This is a genomic window from Halobacillus andaensis (assembly GCF_014636475.1).
Taxonomy (GTDB): Bacteria; Bacillota; Bacilli; order Bacillales; family Halobacillaceae; genus Halobacillus_A; species Halobacillus_A andaensis.
Map to the genome: position 1 here is coordinate 510,293 of NZ_BMEL01000002.1, position 18,801 is coordinate 529,093.

17 protein-coding genes are annotated in these 18,801 nt (G+C 42.0%); 12 read left to right on the forward strand and 5 right to left on the reverse strand.

Features of this window, described 5'->3' with window-relative positions:
* Positions 1–14: 14 nt before the first annotated feature.
* From IEV27_RS09945 to IEV27_RS09955, 3 genes are all read left to right on the forward strand, one after another.
* Positions 15–227 carry an efflux RND transporter permease subunit gene (locus tag IEV27_RS09945; protein WP_188377305.1) on the forward strand — a complete coding sequence of 71 codons (213 nt, stop codon included), beginning with the start codon at positions 15–17 and terminating at the stop codon, positions 225–227.
* Between the two features lie 42 nt (positions 228–269).
* Positions 270–1,211, forward strand: a complete 942-nt coding sequence (locus IEV27_RS09950) for an NAD(P)/FAD-dependent oxidoreductase (protein WP_188377306.1) — start codon at positions 270–272, stop codon at positions 1,209–1,211.
* 73 nt (positions 1,212–1,284) lie between these two features.
* A complete protein-coding gene (locus tag IEV27_RS09955) occupies positions 1,285–1,782 on the forward strand; it encodes a lactoylglutathione lyase family protein (RefSeq protein ID WP_188377307.1) in 498 nt (165 codons plus the stop codon).
* 71 nt (positions 1,783–1,853) lie between these two features.
* On the opposite strand, the gene rarD is transcribed toward IEV27_RS09955, so the two are convergent.
* Positions 1,854–2,756 carry an EamA family transporter RarD gene (rarD, locus tag IEV27_RS09960; protein WP_188377308.1) on the reverse strand — a complete coding sequence of 301 codons (903 nt, stop codon included), beginning with the start codon at positions 2,754–2,756 and terminating at the stop codon, positions 1,854–1,856.
* A 368-nt stretch (positions 2,757–3,124) separates the two neighbouring features.
* Positions 3,125–4,717: an FAD-dependent oxidoreductase gene (locus IEV27_RS09965; RefSeq protein WP_188377309.1), complete on the reverse strand. Its 1,593-nt coding sequence runs from the start codon at positions 4,715–4,717 to the stop codon at positions 3,125–3,127.
* A 130-nt stretch (positions 4,718–4,847) separates the two neighbouring features.
* Here IEV27_RS09965 and IEV27_RS09970 point away from each other — a divergent pair, with 130 nt between their 5' ends.
* From IEV27_RS09970 to cls, 6 genes are all read left to right on the forward strand, one after another.
* Entirely contained in the window at positions 4,848–6,098 is a 1,251-nt protein-coding gene (locus tag IEV27_RS09970) for an EAL and HDOD domain-containing protein (protein WP_188377310.1), read from the forward strand.
* Positions 6,099–6,390: 292 nt separating this feature from the next.
* Complete coding sequence (megL, locus tag IEV27_RS09975) at positions 6,391–7,566, forward strand: methionine gamma-lyase (RefSeq protein WP_188377311.1); 1,176 nt, start codon at positions 6,391–6,393, stop codon at positions 7,564–7,566.
* A gap of 121 nt (positions 7,567–7,687) precedes the next feature.
* Positions 7,688–8,182: a PTS sugar transporter subunit IIA gene (locus IEV27_RS09980; protein WP_188377312.1), complete on the forward strand. Its 495-nt coding sequence runs from the start codon at positions 7,688–7,690 to the stop codon at positions 8,180–8,182.
* Between the two features lie 82 nt (positions 8,183–8,264).
* Positions 8,265–9,728 (forward strand): glycoside hydrolase family 32 protein, encoded by a 1,464-nt coding sequence (locus IEV27_RS09985; protein WP_188377313.1) that lies wholly within the window; start codon positions 8,265–8,267, stop codon positions 9,726–9,728.
* Between the two features lie 46 nt (positions 9,729–9,774).
* The gene (locus IEV27_RS09990; RefSeq protein ID WP_373868089.1) at positions 9,775–10,332 is read left to right on the forward strand and encodes a transcription repressor NadR; all 558 of its coding nucleotides are present in this window, start codon (positions 9,775–9,777) and stop codon (positions 10,330–10,332) included.
* 124 nt (positions 10,333–10,456) lie between these two features.
* Positions 10,457–11,899, forward strand: a complete 1,443-nt coding sequence (gene cls / locus IEV27_RS09995; protein WP_188377315.1) for a cardiolipin synthase — start codon at positions 10,457–10,459, stop codon at positions 11,897–11,899.
* A gap of 233 nt (positions 11,900–12,132) precedes the next feature.
* Here cls and IEV27_RS10000 read toward each other — a convergent pair whose 3' ends face one another.
* Entirely contained in the window at positions 12,133–13,281 is a 1,149-nt protein-coding gene (locus IEV27_RS10000; protein WP_188377316.1) for a S1C family serine protease, read from the reverse strand.
* Between the two features lie 192 nt (positions 13,282–13,473).
* Between IEV27_RS10000 and IEV27_RS10005 the strand changes: the two genes are divergently transcribed.
* Genes IEV27_RS10005 through IEV27_RS10015 form a run of 3 tightly spaced genes read left to right on the forward strand, consistent with a single transcriptional unit; the run spans position 13,474 to position 16,072 of the window.
* Positions 13,474–14,169, forward strand: a complete 696-nt coding sequence (locus tag IEV27_RS10005; RefSeq protein ID WP_188377317.1) for a response regulator transcription factor — start codon at positions 13,474–13,476, stop codon at positions 14,167–14,169.
* Positions 14,166–15,512, forward strand: a complete 1,347-nt coding sequence (locus IEV27_RS10010) for a sensor histidine kinase (RefSeq protein ID WP_188377318.1) — start codon at positions 14,166–14,168, stop codon at positions 15,510–15,512. The genes IEV27_RS10005 and IEV27_RS10010 overlap by 4 nt, the downstream gene beginning before the upstream one ends.
* A 47-nt stretch (positions 15,513–15,559) precedes the next feature.
* Complete coding sequence (locus IEV27_RS10015) at positions 15,560–16,072, forward strand: acyl-CoA thioesterase (protein ID WP_188377319.1); 513 nt, start codon at positions 15,560–15,562, stop codon at positions 16,070–16,072.
* Between the two features lie 236 nt (positions 16,073–16,308).
* On the opposite strand, the gene IEV27_RS10020 is transcribed toward IEV27_RS10015, so the two are convergent.
* Both IEV27_RS10020 and IEV27_RS10025 read right to left on the reverse strand, forming a co-directional pair.
* Positions 16,309–17,031, reverse strand: coding sequence for an ABC transporter ATP-binding protein (locus IEV27_RS10020; protein ID WP_188377320.1), 723 nt, complete (start codon positions 17,029–17,031; stop codon positions 16,309–16,311).
* Between the two features lies 1 nt (position 17,032).
* On the reverse strand, positions 17,033–18,643 hold the full coding sequence (locus tag IEV27_RS10025; protein WP_188377585.1) for an ABC transporter permease: 1,611 nt from the start codon (positions 18,641–18,643) through the stop codon (positions 17,033–17,035).
* Between the last annotated feature and the right edge of the window lie 158 nt (positions 18,644–18,801).

Genomic DNA, 18,801 nt, shown 5'->3' on the forward strand with positions numbered 1-18,801 from the left:
TGGTTAATTAGGGGATGGCCGTTATTAAATCAATCGTTCATTTTTCAATGAAAAATATATTCGTTATATGGTTTATGTCCATTATTATAACCATAGCAGGTTTATATGCAGGATTAAATATGAAATTAGAAACAATTCCGGATATTGAGTCTCCTGAAATCATTGCAAACACTACGTTCCCTGGAGCCACTCTGAAAGAAGTGATAGAAGGTGTTCTTTTTCGATAAAAAGGGAATGTTCTTGAATGAAATAAAAAGGAGGCCCGTTTAATGAATCACTACGATATCACCATCATTGGGGCTGGTTTAACAGGCTTAACAGCTGCCCGGAAATTTCACTCTGCTGGTAAAGATGTACTTCTCGTTGATAAAGGAAGAAGTGTAGGGGGGCGGTTAGCAACGAGACGTGTGGCGGAGGGAAAAGCTGATCACGGTGCTCAATTTTTTACAGTGCGAACAAATGAGCTGCAACAAGAAGTTGATCAATGGATTAAAAATGGTTGGATTAAACATTGGTTTGGAGAAGATTATCCTCGCTATACCGCTATAGATGGAATGAATGGCTTAGCGAAGCACATAGCGAATGGATTAAATGTAAGAACTCATACAAAAGTGGATCATTGGAGGGAATACGGTGAAGGATACACGATTACAGCCAATGATTCCTCAACATGGCGAAGCAAGAAAATCATTGTTACCACTCCCGTTCCTCAAGCTGTAGCCCTTTTAGAAAACAGTGGAGTTGAAGCGGGAGCGTTAGAAAGAATAACATTTCAACCTACGTACGTGGGGATTTTTCATTTTGAAAAACCTACAAACTTACCTCCAACAGGACATATTGACAAGCAACTTCCGGCTGGTGTGGAGCGGATCGTCGACCACTACAAAAAAGGAATTTCGAAGGACGTTGTGGTCAGTGTGTACATGACGGCTGAATGGTCAACCGAACATTATGGGGAAAATGACGTTTTAGACCGTATTAAAGAAATCGTAAACGGGTATCTTACATTTGGTGACGCAGTATCTGAGCAATTAAAAAAATGGCGCTATGCCCAGGCGGCTGCTACACACTCTCGTTCCTATAAAGCGGTAACGGGATCTGTTTTTGTAGCGGGAGATGCATTTTTAAGGCCGAATGATGCCTCGGGACGTACGCGTTTTGAAAGTGCGTTTATCTCAGGCATAGATGTAGCGAAAGCTGTAATGAAATGAGCATGATCTTATTAAAGGGGAGAGCTTTATATTATACTCTTGCATGGAATCTTGAAATAGGAGGAATGTAAATATGAGTCATACTTACCCACGTTCATTTTCACATATAGGGCTTTCGGTCCCGGATTTAGATAAAGCGGTTGAATTTTACAAAGAAGTCATGGGATGGTACGTCATCATGGAGCCGTCAGAGGTTGTGGAGGATGACAGTCCAATCGGTGTGATGTGCAAGGATGTTTTTGGTAAGGGATGGGAGAAATTTAGAATTGCTCACCTATCCACATCAGACAAAATTGGCATCGAATTATTTGAGTTTCCTAATAACGAAGATCCCGAGGATAATTTTGAATATTGGAAGACGGGTATTTTTCATTATTGCGTCCAAGATCCAGATCTAGAAGGACTGGTCGAGAAAATTAAAGCTCATGGCGGCAAACAGCGCATGCCGGTACGCGAATATTACCCTGGTGAAAAACCGTACCGCATGGTGTACTGCGAAGACCCATTCGGTAATTTAGTTGAAATTTACAGCCATAGTTATGAGCTCACGTATTCTGACGGAGCTTATTAATAAAAGGCGGCCATCTAATCTACAAGATGTCCGCCTTTTGCTATGAATGAGGTGAAATGGTCTTTCCATCACTAACTGGCACGGGCTTCATATTTCCTTAATCGTTTCATACGCGAAAAAGTGTATACAGCTAACCCTGCCCAAATGAGTGTGAAGGAGACAGCATGCACTTCTGTAAAAGGTTCTTCGTAAAGAAAAACACCTAAGATAAGCATGATCGTTGGGGCGAAATATTGTAAAAAACCGACCATCGATAGGGGAATACGTTTGGCTCCGGCTGCAAATAACAGTAGCGGAATAGCTGTGGCCACCCCAGCACCGAAAACGAGAACCGTATTCCATGAGACCCAATCGACTTGTTCATAAGTTTTCTGTATACCTACTAAGTAAATGAGAGCAATGGGAGAAACAATTAACGTTTCGATCATGAGGCCAAACATGGCGTTTAGTGGTACTAATTTTTTCAGTAATCCGTAGGTGCCGAAACTGAAAGCTAACAACAAGGCAATCCAGGGAACAGAACCGAAATGAACCGTCATATAAACGACCCCGCTTCCTGCTAATGCGAAAGCAATCCATTGAGGACGGCTGAATGTTTCCTTCAGGACAATCATGCCAAGTAAAATACTGACGAGTGGATTAATGTAGTAGCCAAGACTAGCTTCGACGACGTGTGCGTTGTTTACTCCCCATATGTAAGTAAGCCAGTTAAGACTAATCATGATGGAAGCTAACGTAATTCCAATCAAACTTCGCTTTTTCTTCCAAACTTGTTTCACTTCTTCAAAGAATTGATGTCTTTTCCTCAGCACTACAATAATCAAGGTCATGAAAACAGCTGACCATATAATGCGATGAGCCAGGATCTCAAATGGGGGGATATGCTGCATAAGCTTCCAATAAATCGGAAGAAATCCCCATAAGACATATGCTCCTGTTGTATATAGAACCCCTAATTTATTTTCTTCGAGCATAAGCCAAATTCCTCTCTCTTATTTCTAATGCTATTTTAGCCAACTAAAGCATAGATGGAAAGAGATATGTTTTAAAATGGAAAAAGGCCGAGACATAAGTAAAGCAGTGATGTCAAAAAACGAACGATCGTATAACCCCAGATCATTAGCGTAGTCAAAATCTAAGACTTCTGTGGAAACAGCGCGAGTCGAAGATCCCGGAGGAAAGCGCTCTTTGCTTTCTGAGGGAGCTGAGGCCGTGCCCATTGAAAACGAAGTATTCTGACGGAGCGAGGGGGTGAATTCTCTCTTGAATATAAATCATCCGAACTGATTTCTACAGAATCGTTCGGATGATTTTATGCTTTATTCAGTTTTGTCCCAGCCTGTTACGGTTGATCAGTTGGTTCTTCATAGTTTTCGTCCTCATAAGGGATGTGACGGACTTCATCTGTATCACTGTAAGCAATTTTCTTTAGCGGCTTCTTAGCGGGTCCTTCCATAACTTCTCCGTCGAACGAGAAACGTGATCCATGACACGGACAGTCCCAGCTATGTTCGGCACTGTTCCATTCTACTTCACACCCCATATGCGTACAGGTTGTATCTAATACGTGAAGCTCTCCGTTCTCATCTTTGTAAGCTCCCGCTCGTTCACCTTTCCACTGAATAACAGCACCTTCGCCTTTTAATAAGGCTTCAGGACGTGTTCCTACGAGTTCGATCTTTCCTTCCATTAGGTGAGCGGCTACATTTGAATTATTTTTTAGGAATTCCTTCATGCTTGGGTCAGCTTTAAATCGGGATGGAGTAAATAATGATTGATAAAGCGAGTCACGTCCCATGACGTAGTCGGTTAAAAGTTCACCAGCAACTCGACTGTTGGTCATTCCCCATTTTCTAAAACCAGTGGCTAGAAAAACACGTTTGTCATTTTTACGAATCGGGCCGATATAAGGGACCTTGTCTAAGGTAGTCAAATCCTGTGCTGACCATTGAAAAAGCTTTGCTTTAATCCCGAACGTCCGAGCAGCAAACTCTTCTAGGGCGTTGTAATGGAATAAACTTTCTCCGCCTTCACCTGTACGGTGACTCTCTCCGCCTATAAGAAGAATGTTCTTACCTTGATATTTAGCTGAGCGAATGGAGCGCTTTGGTTCATCAATCGATAAGTACATGCCTCCTTGCCACTCTTTTTCCGGTTCAATGGCTATCACATACGAGCGTTCGGCATACATCCTGCTGAAATATAACCTTCTTCCATCATAAAAAGGGAAGTGGGTGCAAATAACCAATTGGTCACAAGAGAGAGTGGCATCTTGGTTCGTACTTACTTCAATTCGTTCGCCTTCGTTTACTTTTACAGCCGTGGTGTTTTCGTAAACGGTTCCTCCTAAGTTTAAGAATTCCTCTACGATCGTCGATAAATAGAGAAGAGGATGAAATTGAGCTTGATCAGCCATAGACAAAACGGCTGTCGAATCGCCATCAAAAGGTAATGGTGAATCAGAGGCTTGAGGAATATTTAAACGCCCATAGGCTTCCCGCTCCCTTTCTAATTTTTTTGCCCCTTCCTTCGTAGTGGCATAAAGGTAAGCATCCTGCTTAGACCATTCACATTGAGCATTTAATTCATTCATCGTTTCTTCCATAGAAGTCATGGCGTCCGATTGGGCTTTATAATATAAGGCCGCGTGGTCTTCCCCGAAATGATTCATTAGTTCGTGATAGATTAATCCATGTTGAGCGGTTACTTTTGCGGTCGTGTGACCACTTGTGCCATTTAGAATACGATCGGCATCAAGGAGTGTAACGCTTTTTCCTTCCTTTGCTAATAAGTAGGCTGTTGTTATCCCTGTTATCCCTCCACCGATGACGGCGACTTCTGTATCTAGTGATTCAGTTAACTGGTCGAAAGAGGGAAGAGATGCTTCTTTAGTCCATAAAGGTTCTGGGTGAGTCCAATCCAATTTTTTATCCATAACCAACCTCCTAATAATCGCTTTTTTTCAGTTTGTCCTATAGGAGGAAATTCATGTAAGTGAAATTAACATCAGATTTTCAATGTAGTATACTAATAAAAAAAGCCATCTACTAAAGGGGGAATGATGAGTGGAAGTATTTGTTGCTAGACAGCCTATTGTCGATGGGCGTAATGATATTTGTGGTTATGAACTTTTATATCGAAATAGTAAAGAAAATACATTCCCTCAGACCGATGGTAATAAAGCGACACGAGAGGTTTTAATTAACAGCTTTTTAACAATTGGTCTTGAACGATTGTCTCAAAATCATCCTTGCTTTATAAATTTCACGGAAGAGTTATTAATGGATAAGGTACCGGAATATTTCGATCCAAGTAAATTAATCGTGGAGATCTTAGAAGATGTGAATTGGAACGGTGATTTAATCAAAGTTTGCCGTGAATTAAAAGAAAAGGGATTTTCTATCGCATTAGATGATGTAATGAGTATAGAGCAAACGGACATTCATGAACTTCTTACATATGTAGATATTTTAAAAGTAGATATTCGCCAATCATCGGAGACGATCCGGGCAGAAATTGGGAAAATCGCACAAGACAAAAATATTACTCTGCTAGCCGAAAAAGTAGAAACGGCAGAAGAGTTTAATCAATGTATGAAGGAAGGGTTTGAGCTGTTTCAAGGGTACTATATTAGCCGTCCTGTCATTGTTTCAGCTGTGGACATTCCTCTTTATCGTTCGTCCTACTTTCAAATTATTAAAGAGCTTTCTGTTGAAGAGGAACACATTAATTTAGATCGAGTCATTCAAATCTTTGAAGGGGATTTAGCTCTTACCTATAAGCTTCTTCGTTTAATTAATTTTTCCTCAACGCTGTCAATGCCTGTGCAATCGATTAAACAAGCTGTACAGTTGTTTGGTGTGGAACCTTTAAAGAAATGGATGTATGTGTTTACGGTGGAGGAAGAAAGCCCAGCTCCTGCGTCTCAAGAAACAATGAAATCGAGTTTACAACGAGCAAAGATGTGTGAGCAAATTGGAATTAGTATTGGTCACAATCGCTTAGGAGAACAATATTTCCTCACCGGTTTATTATCTTCCGTGGATGTGATGATGCAGTGTTCTCCTGAGGAAGTGATGAATACTCTTCCTTTAGATGCAGCTATTCACGAAGCGTTGAATGGGGAAGAGAATATGCATCGTTTTATCCTTGATATCGTAGTGGCGATTGAGCAGGCGGATTTTGATCGGCTGGAACCTATTCTTGAAAAAATGGACCTTCGTTTAAGTGAACTATTAGAGATCTATGGGCAGGCTATTGCTTGGACAGAGCAGTTGTATAATCGTCATTTACACTTAGAAGAGGTACATGGTTAGCATAACAGAGTTTGCAACAGGGCACTCATACGATGGTGGTTCCAAAGCCCATTGGGATAAAGGAACGGAAAAAGTGCCGCTTTCCGTCATGCCCCGCGGAAAGCGGCACTTTTTCCTGTTCCTTTTCTACCGACAAAATGAAGGAACAACCATATAGTCCCCTATTATATTCGTCTAAGCTTTTTCGACAGCCTGAGTACTCTTCTTAAAAGAAGTGTACTTTTTTTATATTAGGAATCAAGCGTACATATATAGAAAATTGCATAGGTTGTAGAGGAAGGAGGAATTTAAAGTGAAAGATCATCCAGAAACATTGTATATTCACGGAAAAGCTCAACACACTGAGTTTCATGGAAGCTTGTCATTTCCTATTTATCAAACATCTACCTTTTCATTTTCGACCGCAGAAGAAGGTGAGAGGAGGTTTGCTGGTGAAGGACAAGGTTATATTTACTCTCGTTTAGGCAATCCAACGGTACAAGCTTTAGAAGAAAGGATTGCCGCTGCAGAAGGGGGAGAAAAAGGACTAGCCTTCGCTTCAGGTATGGCGGCAACTTCCGCTATTCTTACATCGCTTACGAAAGCAGGAAGTCATATTCTTTGTTCCAACGGAATCTACGGCTGCACGTACGGTTTGTTAAGTTTATTAAAGGAAAAATATAATATTACTCATGATTTTTCGGATATGAGAGAACCGCAGGAGATTGCAAACCGAATTCAGCCTAACACCTCATGTATTTTTATCGAAACGCCTATTAATCCTACGATGAGGATTATTGATCTAAAAATGATTGCTGATTTGGCTCACGAACATAACTTACCTGTAGTGGTAGATAATACGTTTGCCTCCCCTTATTTACAGCGGCCATTAAACCTTGGGTGTGACGTAGTTGTTCATAGTGCCACGAAGTACTTAAACGGTCATGGAGATGTCATCGGCGGTGTAGCTGTTGGGAAGCAATCATTTATGGATGAAGTAGGGAAGACGGTTCGTAAAGATGGAGGAGGGACGATGGCCCCTTTTGATGCTTGGTTATTATTGAGAGGGTTAAAAACCCTTCATGTTCGTATGGAGCGTCATTGTTACAATGCCAAACAAATTGTTGATCAATTAAAGCAGCATAAACGTATACGAGAGGTGTTTTATCCGACCGATGCTTCTCATCCAGATCAATCAATTGCTATGAAGCAAATGACCGAAGGCGGGGGAGTCGTTACATTTACGATAAAAGGCTCTAAAAAAGAGGCGATGAGCATGATGAATCATTTGAACTTAGTAAAAATTGCTGTTAGTCTTGGAGACGCTGAGACATTAATTCAACACCCTGCCACCATGACTCATTCGACCATTCCTCCTAGTGAACGAGAGAAAATGGGAGTAAATGATTCTATGGTACGCTTATCAGTTGGGTTAGAAGCGTGGGAAGATGTTTGGAAAGACTTGGAGCAGGCCTTAAATCGACTCTAAGATGGCTGGATGAGATCTCCGGCCCTACATATGATAAGGTTTACTGATATCGAATAAGGGAAATTGAATGGTATCATTAAACTTTGAATAAATGAAATCCATTGAAAGGAAGAGGATACACATGTTAAAGAAACTATTTGGCAAAAAGAGCGTCGAGGAGAATATCGTAGCCCCATTAAGCGGGAAGGTCGTTTCTCTTGATGAAGTACCAGACCCTGTGTTTAGTCAGCGTATGATGGGAGACGGCATTGCTATTGAACCGAGCAATGGGAAAGTGGTAAGTCCGGTAGACGGAGAAGTTGTTCAGCTTTTCCCTACAAATCATGCGGTAGGTATTAAAACAAAATCTGGTGTTGAAGTACTTGTACACATCGGTCTTGAAACTGTAGCTATGGAAGGGGAAGGCTTCGAGGGTCACGTCACTACTGGCGATACGGTTAAAGCTGGAGATGCACTGATTACGTTTGATACAGATTTAGTAAATGAAAAAGCCAAAAGTACAATTACCCCCGTTGTGATCACAAACTATGATGACATCGTTGAACAATTTGATGCGTCTTATAGTGATGCGGCAGATGCTGGGGAAACAACAGTGATTACTCTTCAAACTAAATAATAAGACCCAAAGGACCTAACGTTATGAGCGCGTTAGGTTCTTTTAGAATAGGGGTAACTTCTATATTAAAGGAGGAAAAGCATTGAGTAAGAGGGATGAGCAATTAAGAGAAGCGGCAGCTGTGGAAGTGGAAAAGCATCGAGAACAAGTGGAAGCAGATCCTTACCGGCTTTCTTTTCACCATATGCCGCCCGTAGGTTTAATGAATGACCCTAATGGATTGGTGCAATGGAAGGGCGAGTATCATTTATTTTATCAGTGGATGCCATTTAAGACCGATCACGGAGAGAAGTTTTGGGGGCATTACATATCGGAAGACTTTGTTAATTGGAGACACGAGCGAATAGCGCTTACTCCATCTGAATGGTATGACAAAGATGGTTGTTATTCAGGCAGTGCGATCATTCATGAAGATCAGCTCTATTTATTTTACACGGGAAATGTTTTTAATGAAGAAGGGGAACAAGAGGAATACCAATGTGTAGCCACGTCTAAAGATGGTCTTCACTTTGAGAAAAAAGGTCCGGTCATCTATGTGCCAGAAGGGTACACGAGTAATTTTCGTGATCCAAAAGTGTGGAAAAAAGGAGAGAAATGGTACCTGGTGGTCGGGGCGCAAAATCAACACGAGCAGGGAAAGGTGCTTCTCTATAGATCCAGTAATTTATTAGATTGGGAGCTTCTCGGACCTGTTGCCGGATCGAATGAAAATAGACTTGGAGATTTCGGGTACATGTGGGAATGCCCTGATTTATTTCAGCTTCATGATCAGGATATTTTAATTGTTTCTCCTCAAGGTCTGCAGCCAGACGGCATGAAATACAATAACACGTACCAAAGTGGTTATTTTGCCGGTCAATTGGCAGCTGAAGATTGTTCGCTGGAGCATGGAGTTTTTCACGAACTGGATCGAGGATTCGAATTCTATGCCCCGCAAACGTTTCTCGACGAGAAGGGCCGGCGTATATTATACGGCTGGATGGGCGTCCCTGAGCAAAATGAACAATCCCACCCTACCGTTTCTCAAAAGTGGATTCATGCTCTTACCGTCCCGCGGGTTTTAGATTGGGACGGCAGTCAAATCTTACAGCAGCCTGTTCCTGAACTGGCAGAGATGAGAGAAGCGGTATTGCTACATTCAGAAATTACAATTACGAATGATCAAAAAGCCGTTAGAGGAGTGGAAGGAAAACCGGTGGAGCTGCGTATGGAGTTTGAAGAAGTGGAGGATCAGTTTGCATTGGAAATCTTCCATTATGTATCATTTAGTTATAAGAAAAGCGATGGCGTACTCACTTTATCTCGCCCCCAATTTGAGGATAAAAGTCAAACAGAATTTCGGCGAACCGTATTGCAAGAAGGTTTAAAAGAACTGCATCTGTTCATTGATCATTCTTCTATCGAGATATTCGTAAATGGAGGAAAGGAAGTATTTACGAGCAGAATTTTCCCGCAGACTGAGGACGACGACATTTTGTTTACCTCTCTAGGCACATCCACCTTTTCTATTGAAAAATGGAAACTTAGCGGATACAACATTCTGTAAGTCTCTTTCTTTTTTTATTAACTATGGTAAGATAGTGGAATCAAAAATGTACGAAGGAGTAAAGAGCATGCCTCAATCAAAGCTCAAAGCTGAGGATCGCAGAGATCAAATTTTAGCTTATTTAAAACAAAGTAAAGAACCGATAAAAGGGCATTCCTTAGCCGAGAAGATGAAGGTCACGAGACAAGTAATTGTCGGCGATATTTCATTGTTAAAAGCAAGTGGCGAACCGATCATTGCCACTAGTCAAGGCTATGTATACTTGAGTAAATCAACGAATCACTTTCCCTTTCGTGAAGTCATTGTGTGTCAACATCGACCCGATCAAACTGAAGAAGAGCTGAACATACTTGTTGATCACGGCGTCCATGTAATTGATGTGATTGTGGAGCATCCCGTGTACGGAGATTTAACAGCGAATCTCGGGATCTCAAATCGTCGTGACGTGACGAGGCTGATCGAACGTCTGCAAGAGACAGAGTCGAGCTATTTGTCCCAGTTAACAGGGGGAGTGCATACTCACACGATAGGAGCTCACCAGAAAGAAGCTCTGGATGATGCGAAGAAGGAGCTTGCAAGAAAAGGAATATTACTTGAATCATAAGAGAAGGTCATAAGGGCCTTCTTTTTTTATAGAAACAGGAAAAACAAGTATCGCTTTTTCCTTATTTTGTGGGTGTGCTATGATGATAATGAAAGAGTTGTTAAGAAAAGGAAGGTGTCTCGAGTTGAACATAATTCCATATATATTTAGTACGATCATTATACTGAACGTGCTATTGGCACTCGCGATCATTTTCCTTGAGCGAAGGGATGCCAGCTCCACCTGGGCTTGGTTAATGGTACTTTTATTCATTCCAGTTGCAGGCTTCTTCCTATACTTAGTTTTCGGACGTCGGCTTAGTCATAAAGAAATTTTCATATGGGATAAAAAAAGCCGCTTAGGGCTGCTTACGGCTGTGCAGGATCAGCTGCGAGCCATTAAAGATCGAAGCTTACGAGTTCAACATGAAGATATCGTCCAATACGAAGATCTAATCTATATGCATTTAAAGAACAATGATGCTTTGCTTACCCAGGATAACGAGGTGGAAGTGTTCACAGATGGACAAAAAAAGTTCCATGCGCTGCTGGAAGACATTGAGGGAGCGACAGATCACGTTCATCTCCTTTACTATATTGTCCGCGACGATCAATTGGGAGAGCGGCTGGCAGAAGTGCTGATCCGCAAAGCCCAAGAGAATGTAGAAGTTAAGTTGTTATATGACGATATGGGCTCACGGTCATTAAGCCGTAAGTTTATCAAGAAGATTGAAGAAGCAGGCGGGATGGTTGAATCCTTTTTTCCACCTCTCATTCCAAAGTTGAATATGAAAATTAATTACCGTAATCACCGCAAACTTGCGATCATTGACGGTGAAATTGGATACATCGGCGGCTTTAACATAGGCGATGAGTACTTAGGGTTTAATAAAAGATTTGGTTATTGGAGGGATACCCATCTAAGGGTAAAAGGCGGGGCGGTCCATAATATGCAGACCCGTTTTATCCTCGACTGGAATCAAGCTTCCCGCAAAGATATTCATTATCATGAGCGATATTATCAAGCCGAAGCCCAAGGTGATGTGGCCATGCAAATTGTTTCTAGCGGTCCAGATTCCGAATGGGAACAAATTAAGCATGGGTATATTAAAATGATTCTTTCGGCAAAGGATTATATTTATATTCAAACACCTTATTTCATTCCAGATGATAGTTTGCTAGACGCGTTGCGAATTGCCGTCTTATCAGGGGTGGATGTGCGAATTATGATTCCGAAAATGCCAGATCACCCGTTTGTCTACTGGGCAACCTTCTCAAATATTGGGGATATGTTAAATGCGGGGGCGACGGTTTACGTCTATCAGAAGGGATTTCTTCATGCGAAATCGATTGTCGTAGATGGCAACATCGCTTCAGTTGGAACCGCCAACATTGATGTTCGCAGTTTCCGATTGAATTTTGAAGTCAATGCTTTCTTGTATCATCCTGATATCGCACATGAATTAGCGGATCGTTTTCATGAAGATATTATAGATTCTACGGAATTAACGTACAAACTATATAAAAAGCGTTCGCTATGGATTCGATTTAAAGAAGCCATCGCCCGCCTATTATCACCGATTTTATAAAAAGCTGTCTCTAAAGGAGGCAGCTTTTTCTTTGGGTACCAGGTACACAATCTTCACCTTTCTGTACCTGGTACTCAGAGAAAAAAGAAAAATAAGTTTTGGTACCAGGTACACGTTCATCTATTTTGTGTACCTGGTACCAAAAAAGTCAGCAAAAATGCTTTTTTATAAAAAAGAGTGCCCTAAAAGCCGTAGCTTTAGGACACTTGATAAAAGAGAGGTTATATTTAAAACTATTGGGAGGAAAGCTTGAGCGAAGCTTCCGTTTGTTCACCATTTCGATAAATGGTGACATCAATGGTATCTCCAGGCTCTACATTTCTGTAGAGGTACTGGCGAAGACTCATAAGTGAGTCAACTTCTTCGTCGTCAATTTTAGTAATGACATCGTATTTCTCAAGACCCGCTTCAGCTGCTGGAGAGCCTTCTTCCACACTACCGACAAGTACACCCTGCTGTACGTCGTTTGGTAAGTTCAATTCCCCTTCAAGAACGGAACTAGGAATCTGGCTGACGTCCCGTAGTTCGATGCCCATGTAAGGGCGTTCTACTTCTCCAGTCGTCTCGAGGTCATCGATGATAGGTTTGGCAATGTCCATAGGTATGGAGAAACCGATGCCTTCTACTTCCGCTTGGGCAATTTTCATAGAGTTAATTCCTATGACTTCACCCTTAAGATTGATCAGCGCACCCCCACTGTTGCCGGGATTTATGGCGGCGTCGGTTTGGATAACTTCAGTTTCCCAGTCTGGCTGCTGGTCCCCGTTGATATCCACTGGTATGTTTCGGTTTAAACCGCTAATAATCCCTTGCGTGGCTGATCCAGCGAATTCCATGCCGAGTGGGTTACCGATCGCTATGGCTGTTTGACCAACCTCAACGTCCTTGGCTGATCCTAGCTCAGCAACCTTGTCTACATGTTCGCCATCTATTTGTAAAACGGCTAGATCTGTAAGTGGGTCACTGCCTTTAAGTTCGGCTTTCGCTTTTGTACCATCATATAATATCACTTCAAGGGAGGAGGCATTTTCAATAACGTGATGGTTCGTTGCAACAAAAGCTTGGCCGCCATCTTTCTTGTAGATGACCCCAGATCCAGTGCCGGCTTCTTGGCTGCCCTGTACGCCGTCTTGGCTGTTGCTGATTCCAACAACGGCTTCCGATGTCTTATTAATGGCTTGCGTTACTTCACTTTGGTCTTCACCAAGGTTTAATTCATTAGCTTGTGCAGAGGGTTCGTTTGTTTCAACGTTAACGGTTATTCCTTTCCACTGAAACACTGCCGTGATTAAAAACGCAGCCACAATAGCACCTAATACACCATAAGCGAAACCTGAGCGTTTACGACTTCTTCTTATTGCTTTTTCTTCTTCATTCATCATGTGTGATCAATGACCCCTTTCTCATCAGCTGATCAGTGGCATGAATCAATGGGTTTCCTCTGTACAATTCTTATTCTAGTCATAAGTTATGGCATGACTTCGGAGTAATTATGGAAAAAGTGTGTAATACACACTGTTTGTTGTAAAATATGCGAAAATGGTTATAGAATCCTAGTAGTAAGGAGGAATCTTATGAAGCGAACAATTGGAGTAGTGGAAGATGATCCAAATATAAGAAACATAGTAACAGCTTACTTAGATAAAGAAGGCTACCAAGTCGAAGCGCTGGATACAGCTGAAAAAGCGTGGGAATATTTTCAGCAGTCGCCCCCCGATTTATGGGTGCTCGATATTATGCTTCCTGGGATAGACGGGTATGAATTTTGTAAAAGGATTCGTCAAACGTCTGAAGTGCCAATTATCATCATATCTGCAAAAGATGAAGAAGTTGATAAAATTCTAGGTCTGGAATTAGGTGGAGATGATTATTTAACGAAGCCTTTCAGTCCGAGGGAATTAGTGGCTCGTGTTAAGCGTCAGCTGAAAAGGTGGTCAGCCATGCAGCCGGAAGGCAAGGAGTCTGAACCTGCACTCATTAAAGCCGGAGCTTTATCCTTAAATGAAACGGAGCGCAATGCCTACTTTCATGGAAAAGAAGTAGAAGTGACCACCAAGGAGTACGATTTATTAAAAATATTGGCTCAGCAAGAAAATCGAGCGTACAGTCGCGAAGAGCTTCTTTTAAAGGTGTGGGGAGATGACTACTTTGGGAGCGATCGAGCGGTTGATGATCTTGTTAAACGGATACGAAAAAAAATGAAAGACCTGCCGCTTGAAACGGTATGGGGGCATGGATACCGCCTACGCAGCAGTCGTGATTCGTCATGAAGCTTCAATATCAGTTAAATGCAGCATTTGCCGCAGTCATTCTTATCGTCATGACGATTACTGTTTTCTTTGTCTATTCTTTAATCATGGACATGCTTATCCAGGATGAACGAAAACAGTTAGAAGAACGCGCTCAGCTGCTGAAGCAAATTACAGAAGAACAGGATGCATCCGTCCGGCTGCCTCAACTGACACAACTCGTTCAAGATCAGAACTATCCGCTGCTTCTGTTTGACCTAAATCAGGAAGAAGTACTATTTAGTACACTTCCTGCTGAAACAGCAGTAGACTGGCTGGACCGGTACGAAGAAGAACTAGTTGAGGAAGAGGTTTGGGAAAGCCAAGGCGAAAGCTATGTAGCTTATAACATCCGAGTAGCCCCAAACAGTTCTCAGCGAATCCTGGTCATGGTAACACCTCTTGATGATTTACAATTGGTTCAAAACGCATTTGCTCAGCGTATGATTCGTGTCATTATTATTGGTTTACTTCTCGCTTTAGCGGTGAGTTATTTTATGACCAATCGCCTGGTTACGCCTTTAAGTCATCTGCAGCAAGAAGTGAAGAAGATTGAAAAACGAAAATTTGACCAGGTGAAGCCAGTAAAGTCAAGCGGAGAAATTAAAGAAGTAGAACGAAGCGTCCGTCATATGGCGGAAGAATTGGAGCGGTATATTACCTCACAAAAACAGTTCTTTCAAAACGCTTCGCATGAACTAAAAACGCCGCTGATGTCGATTCAAGGCTATGCTGAGGGGATTCGCGACGGTATCTTCAAAGGGGAGGATGCCGACAGGGGATTAGACGTGATGGTAAGTGAAACGGAACGGTTAAAAAAAATCGTAAACGAAATGATCTTACTCGCCAAGCTTGATAGTAGTGAAGACGTGTATCATCCAGAAACCGTCAATGTAGCGGAAGTGGCCATACAGGCAAAGGATCGACTTTTTCCATTAGCGAATGAAAAAGGTGTAGAGCTTCAGTACAGCGGTGAAGATGAATTTTACAGTTTTGTCGATCGTGAACGAGTGCTTCAAGCATTCATTAACATTATCGGAAACGCAGTTCGACATGCCAAAAGCAGAGTGGTTATTAAGACAGGCGTTGTAAATGACAGCCTAACCATTCAAGTGATTGATAATGGAGATGGAATAGCAGAAGAGTTATTGCCTCAATTGTTTCAAAGGTTCATCAAAGGAAAAGAAGGCGAGACTGGATTAGGCTTAGCGATCTCACGTGCCATCATTGAACGTAGCGGAGGTACAATTAAAGCTGCAAATAATGAGGGAGCAGGTGCCACATTTGAAATCCAGCTCTTTAAAAGGATGACGGATAGACAATAATGGTATAATAGACAGGGAACGATTCCATATGAAAGAGAGGAATGAAAATGGACGCCAAGCCTTGTATTGATTCATTAGCAGTTAAAAATTCACATGTTCTGCCGCCCGATACGAACAGTCACGGAACGCTGTTTGGTGGTAAACTTATGGCCTATATAGACGATGTGGCGGCTATCGCTTCCGTTCGGCACTGCCGGAAACCCGTCGTTACAGCTTCCACTGACTCTGTCGACTTTCTTCATCCCGTGTTTGAAGGAGATACAATCTGTTTGGAAGCATTCGTGACATGGACACATAATACGTCTATGGAAGTTTTCGTAAAAGCCGTTACTGAAAATCTTCTAACAGGAGAAAGAAAATTATGTACGACAGCTTTCCTGTCTATGGTTGCGGTTGATGAAAACAATCAACCCGCTCCAGTACCAGGAGTTTACCCTGAATCTGAGGAAGAAAAATGGCTGCACGAAGGCGCGCAAAAACGCCACGAACATCGTAAAGCCAGAAGAAAAGAATCAAAAGAATTAGCCGAAATGTTCGGGACCGACCTGCCTTGGAAGTAAGAAAAGGGGAAAGCGGCTGCTTTGCAGTCCTTACTGGGGAATCCCGATAAATAGAGGCACACAAAAAACTCCGATGAAGCCGAACCTCGATTCAGCTTCATCGGAGTTTTTCTCGTAAATTATTGTTAACCGCTCGTATATTGTCTTATTCGCTCACAAAGGTTGAAAACACGCTGGCCACAGCTAACTTGCAAAGTTGAATTTCAACCAAGTCAATATCGCAAAATTTGAAAGAACTAGCCTTTCACTTTAACGAGCTTCGGCTGTTGCTGCTGTTGTTCTTCGCGCAGCGTACAAATGGACTCCCAATCGTATGCTGCCCCGTCGCGCATCGTAATGATACGATCGGCGATGGCACGCGCATCTTCGCGGTCATGTGTCACAAAGATAGAAGTTGTTCCTGTCTTCTTAATGATATCTTTCAACTCGCCGCGAATCTTGATCTGTAAATCCGCATCAAGGTTACTAAACGGTTCATCAAGCAGGAGCAGGGCAGGTTTTGGAGCGAGCGCGCGTGCGAGGGCGACACGCTGCTGCTGACCGCCGCTTAGCTCATGTGGATATCGTTTCATAAGACTTGTCATGTTCACAAGCTCTAAGACCTCTTCTGTGCGCTCTCTTCTAGCTTTGCGTCCATACCCTTTTAACCCGAACTGAATGTTTTCAGCTACGGTCATATGCGGGAAAAGGGCGTAATCTTGGAACACCATGCCAATGCCGCGTCGTTCTGGGAGAACGAAGTGGCGGTCGTCTGTCATGATGTGTTTGTTTATCGTAATGGTTCCGCAAGTAGGGGTTTCGAGGCCGCAAAGCAGGCGAAGTACGGTACTTTTTCCGCTTCCGCTTTCTCCAAGGATGGAAATGATTTCGCCCTGGTCAATCGTTAGGTTAAAGCAATCAATCGTATTTTCGCTAGAGTTCTGATACTTAAAGCACAGGTTTTCAATTTGAATGAACATGTTAACGTGGCTCCTTTTCTAGAACTTTGTGAAAGACGTATATGGCGATCGCGCTGACGACAACAATAATAATAGAAGCGAGCGAGGCTTCATGAATTTGTTCATCACTCGCGTATTGATAGGCTTTCGTCGATAGAGTGTCAAAGTTGAATGGCCTTAAAATCAATGTAAGCGGTAATTCTTTTATTATTTCAATAAATGCTAAAATAAATCCGCTGATGAGTGGTCCTTTAATCATGCGCAGATCCACTTTAAAAAATGTTTTAGTCACGTTCATCCCCAGCATACGTGAGGCTTCTGTGAATTTATTTCCGACTTTATCGAATCCTGCTTCGATGGAATTAAATCCAACAGCAAGGAAACGAATCACATAAGCTGATATTAACATAAATAGGCTTGTACTGATAAATAAAGATGCATCGAGTCCAGCCATTTCATAAAAATTAAATAACAGATTATCAATTTCGATAAAAACGGTACTTATACCAACGGCAATCACAGCACCGGGAATAGAATACCCTAAAATCGTCACTCGTGCGGGGGCTTTGGAGATAAAGCTTTGGTGCATGCGAGCAAAGTTTGCGATGATGACAGCGAATACGGTAATCATCGCTGCCCCTACAAGCGACACGAACAGGGAGTTCCAAACGAGTTCAATAAATGTAGAAGACATCATTTTTTCAAAGGTTAAGAACATCCAAGCGATAAGTTGTATAAATGGAATAAGAAAACCAAGCGCGAAAATGATAACGCAATAGCTAAAGGCTGTCCAAGCTTTACTTTTTGTTAGTTTAATAGGTTTAAGAGGACGAACTTTTGTCGTCGTGTAACTGTATTTCTTTCGTCCTCTTAAGAATTTCTCAATGACTAAAATAAAGAAAACGATAAACATTAAAGTAGCAGAAAGCTTAATGGCTGCATTAAGATCGCCCATCCCAAACCATGTTTGAAAAATAGCAGTACTAAAGGTGGGGACTCCAAAGTATTGAACCACTCCATAATCGTTTAAGACCTCAAGTAATACAAGGCTGGCTCCTCCTACGATAGCTCCCCGTGAGACAGGTAAGACGACACGGAAAAAAATAGAGAATGGCCCGCGGCCGAGCAACCGTGCATTTTCAACCAAAGAAGCTGATTGATTTTGCAGGAATCCGCGAGTAATCATAAACACGTAAGGAAAAAGAAATAACGTGAAGATGAACACGGCGCCAGGGAGGTTAAGGATATCAAAATATTTTTGATTGACTTCAATTCCCCATGTGTTTCGCAGTGTCTTTTGAATGACGCCTGTATAGTTTAGGATCCCGTTATACGTATATCCGGCAATATAGGGAGGAATCGCCAATGGCAGGATCAGCGCCCATTTAAAGAAATTTTTGAAGGGAAAGTCATAAGCTGAGACAAGCCAGGCCAAACTGGTTCCCATCATAATAGCTAGGATTCCGGTGAATATAATCAATAAGCTAGTATTTTTTATTAAGTTAGGAAGGATAAACTCCTGGATATGTGCCCAATTCTCTGCTTTTTCGGTGAAAAAGCTGATTAAAATGGTGATGTTTGGTAGTAAAATGAGAACAACGATGATCATGGTAAGTAAGGTCCATGTGTTCATATATCCTGGTAGTTTTCGAAACAGCTTCAAAACGGACACGTCCTTTAAAAATAAAACCTGAATAAAAAGCGTACCGTCTAATCATAACAGGTTGAATACTTTATTGTATATACACCAAATGCCGCCCTCGTTTTTGAGGGGCGGCACAGGGGGAAGAG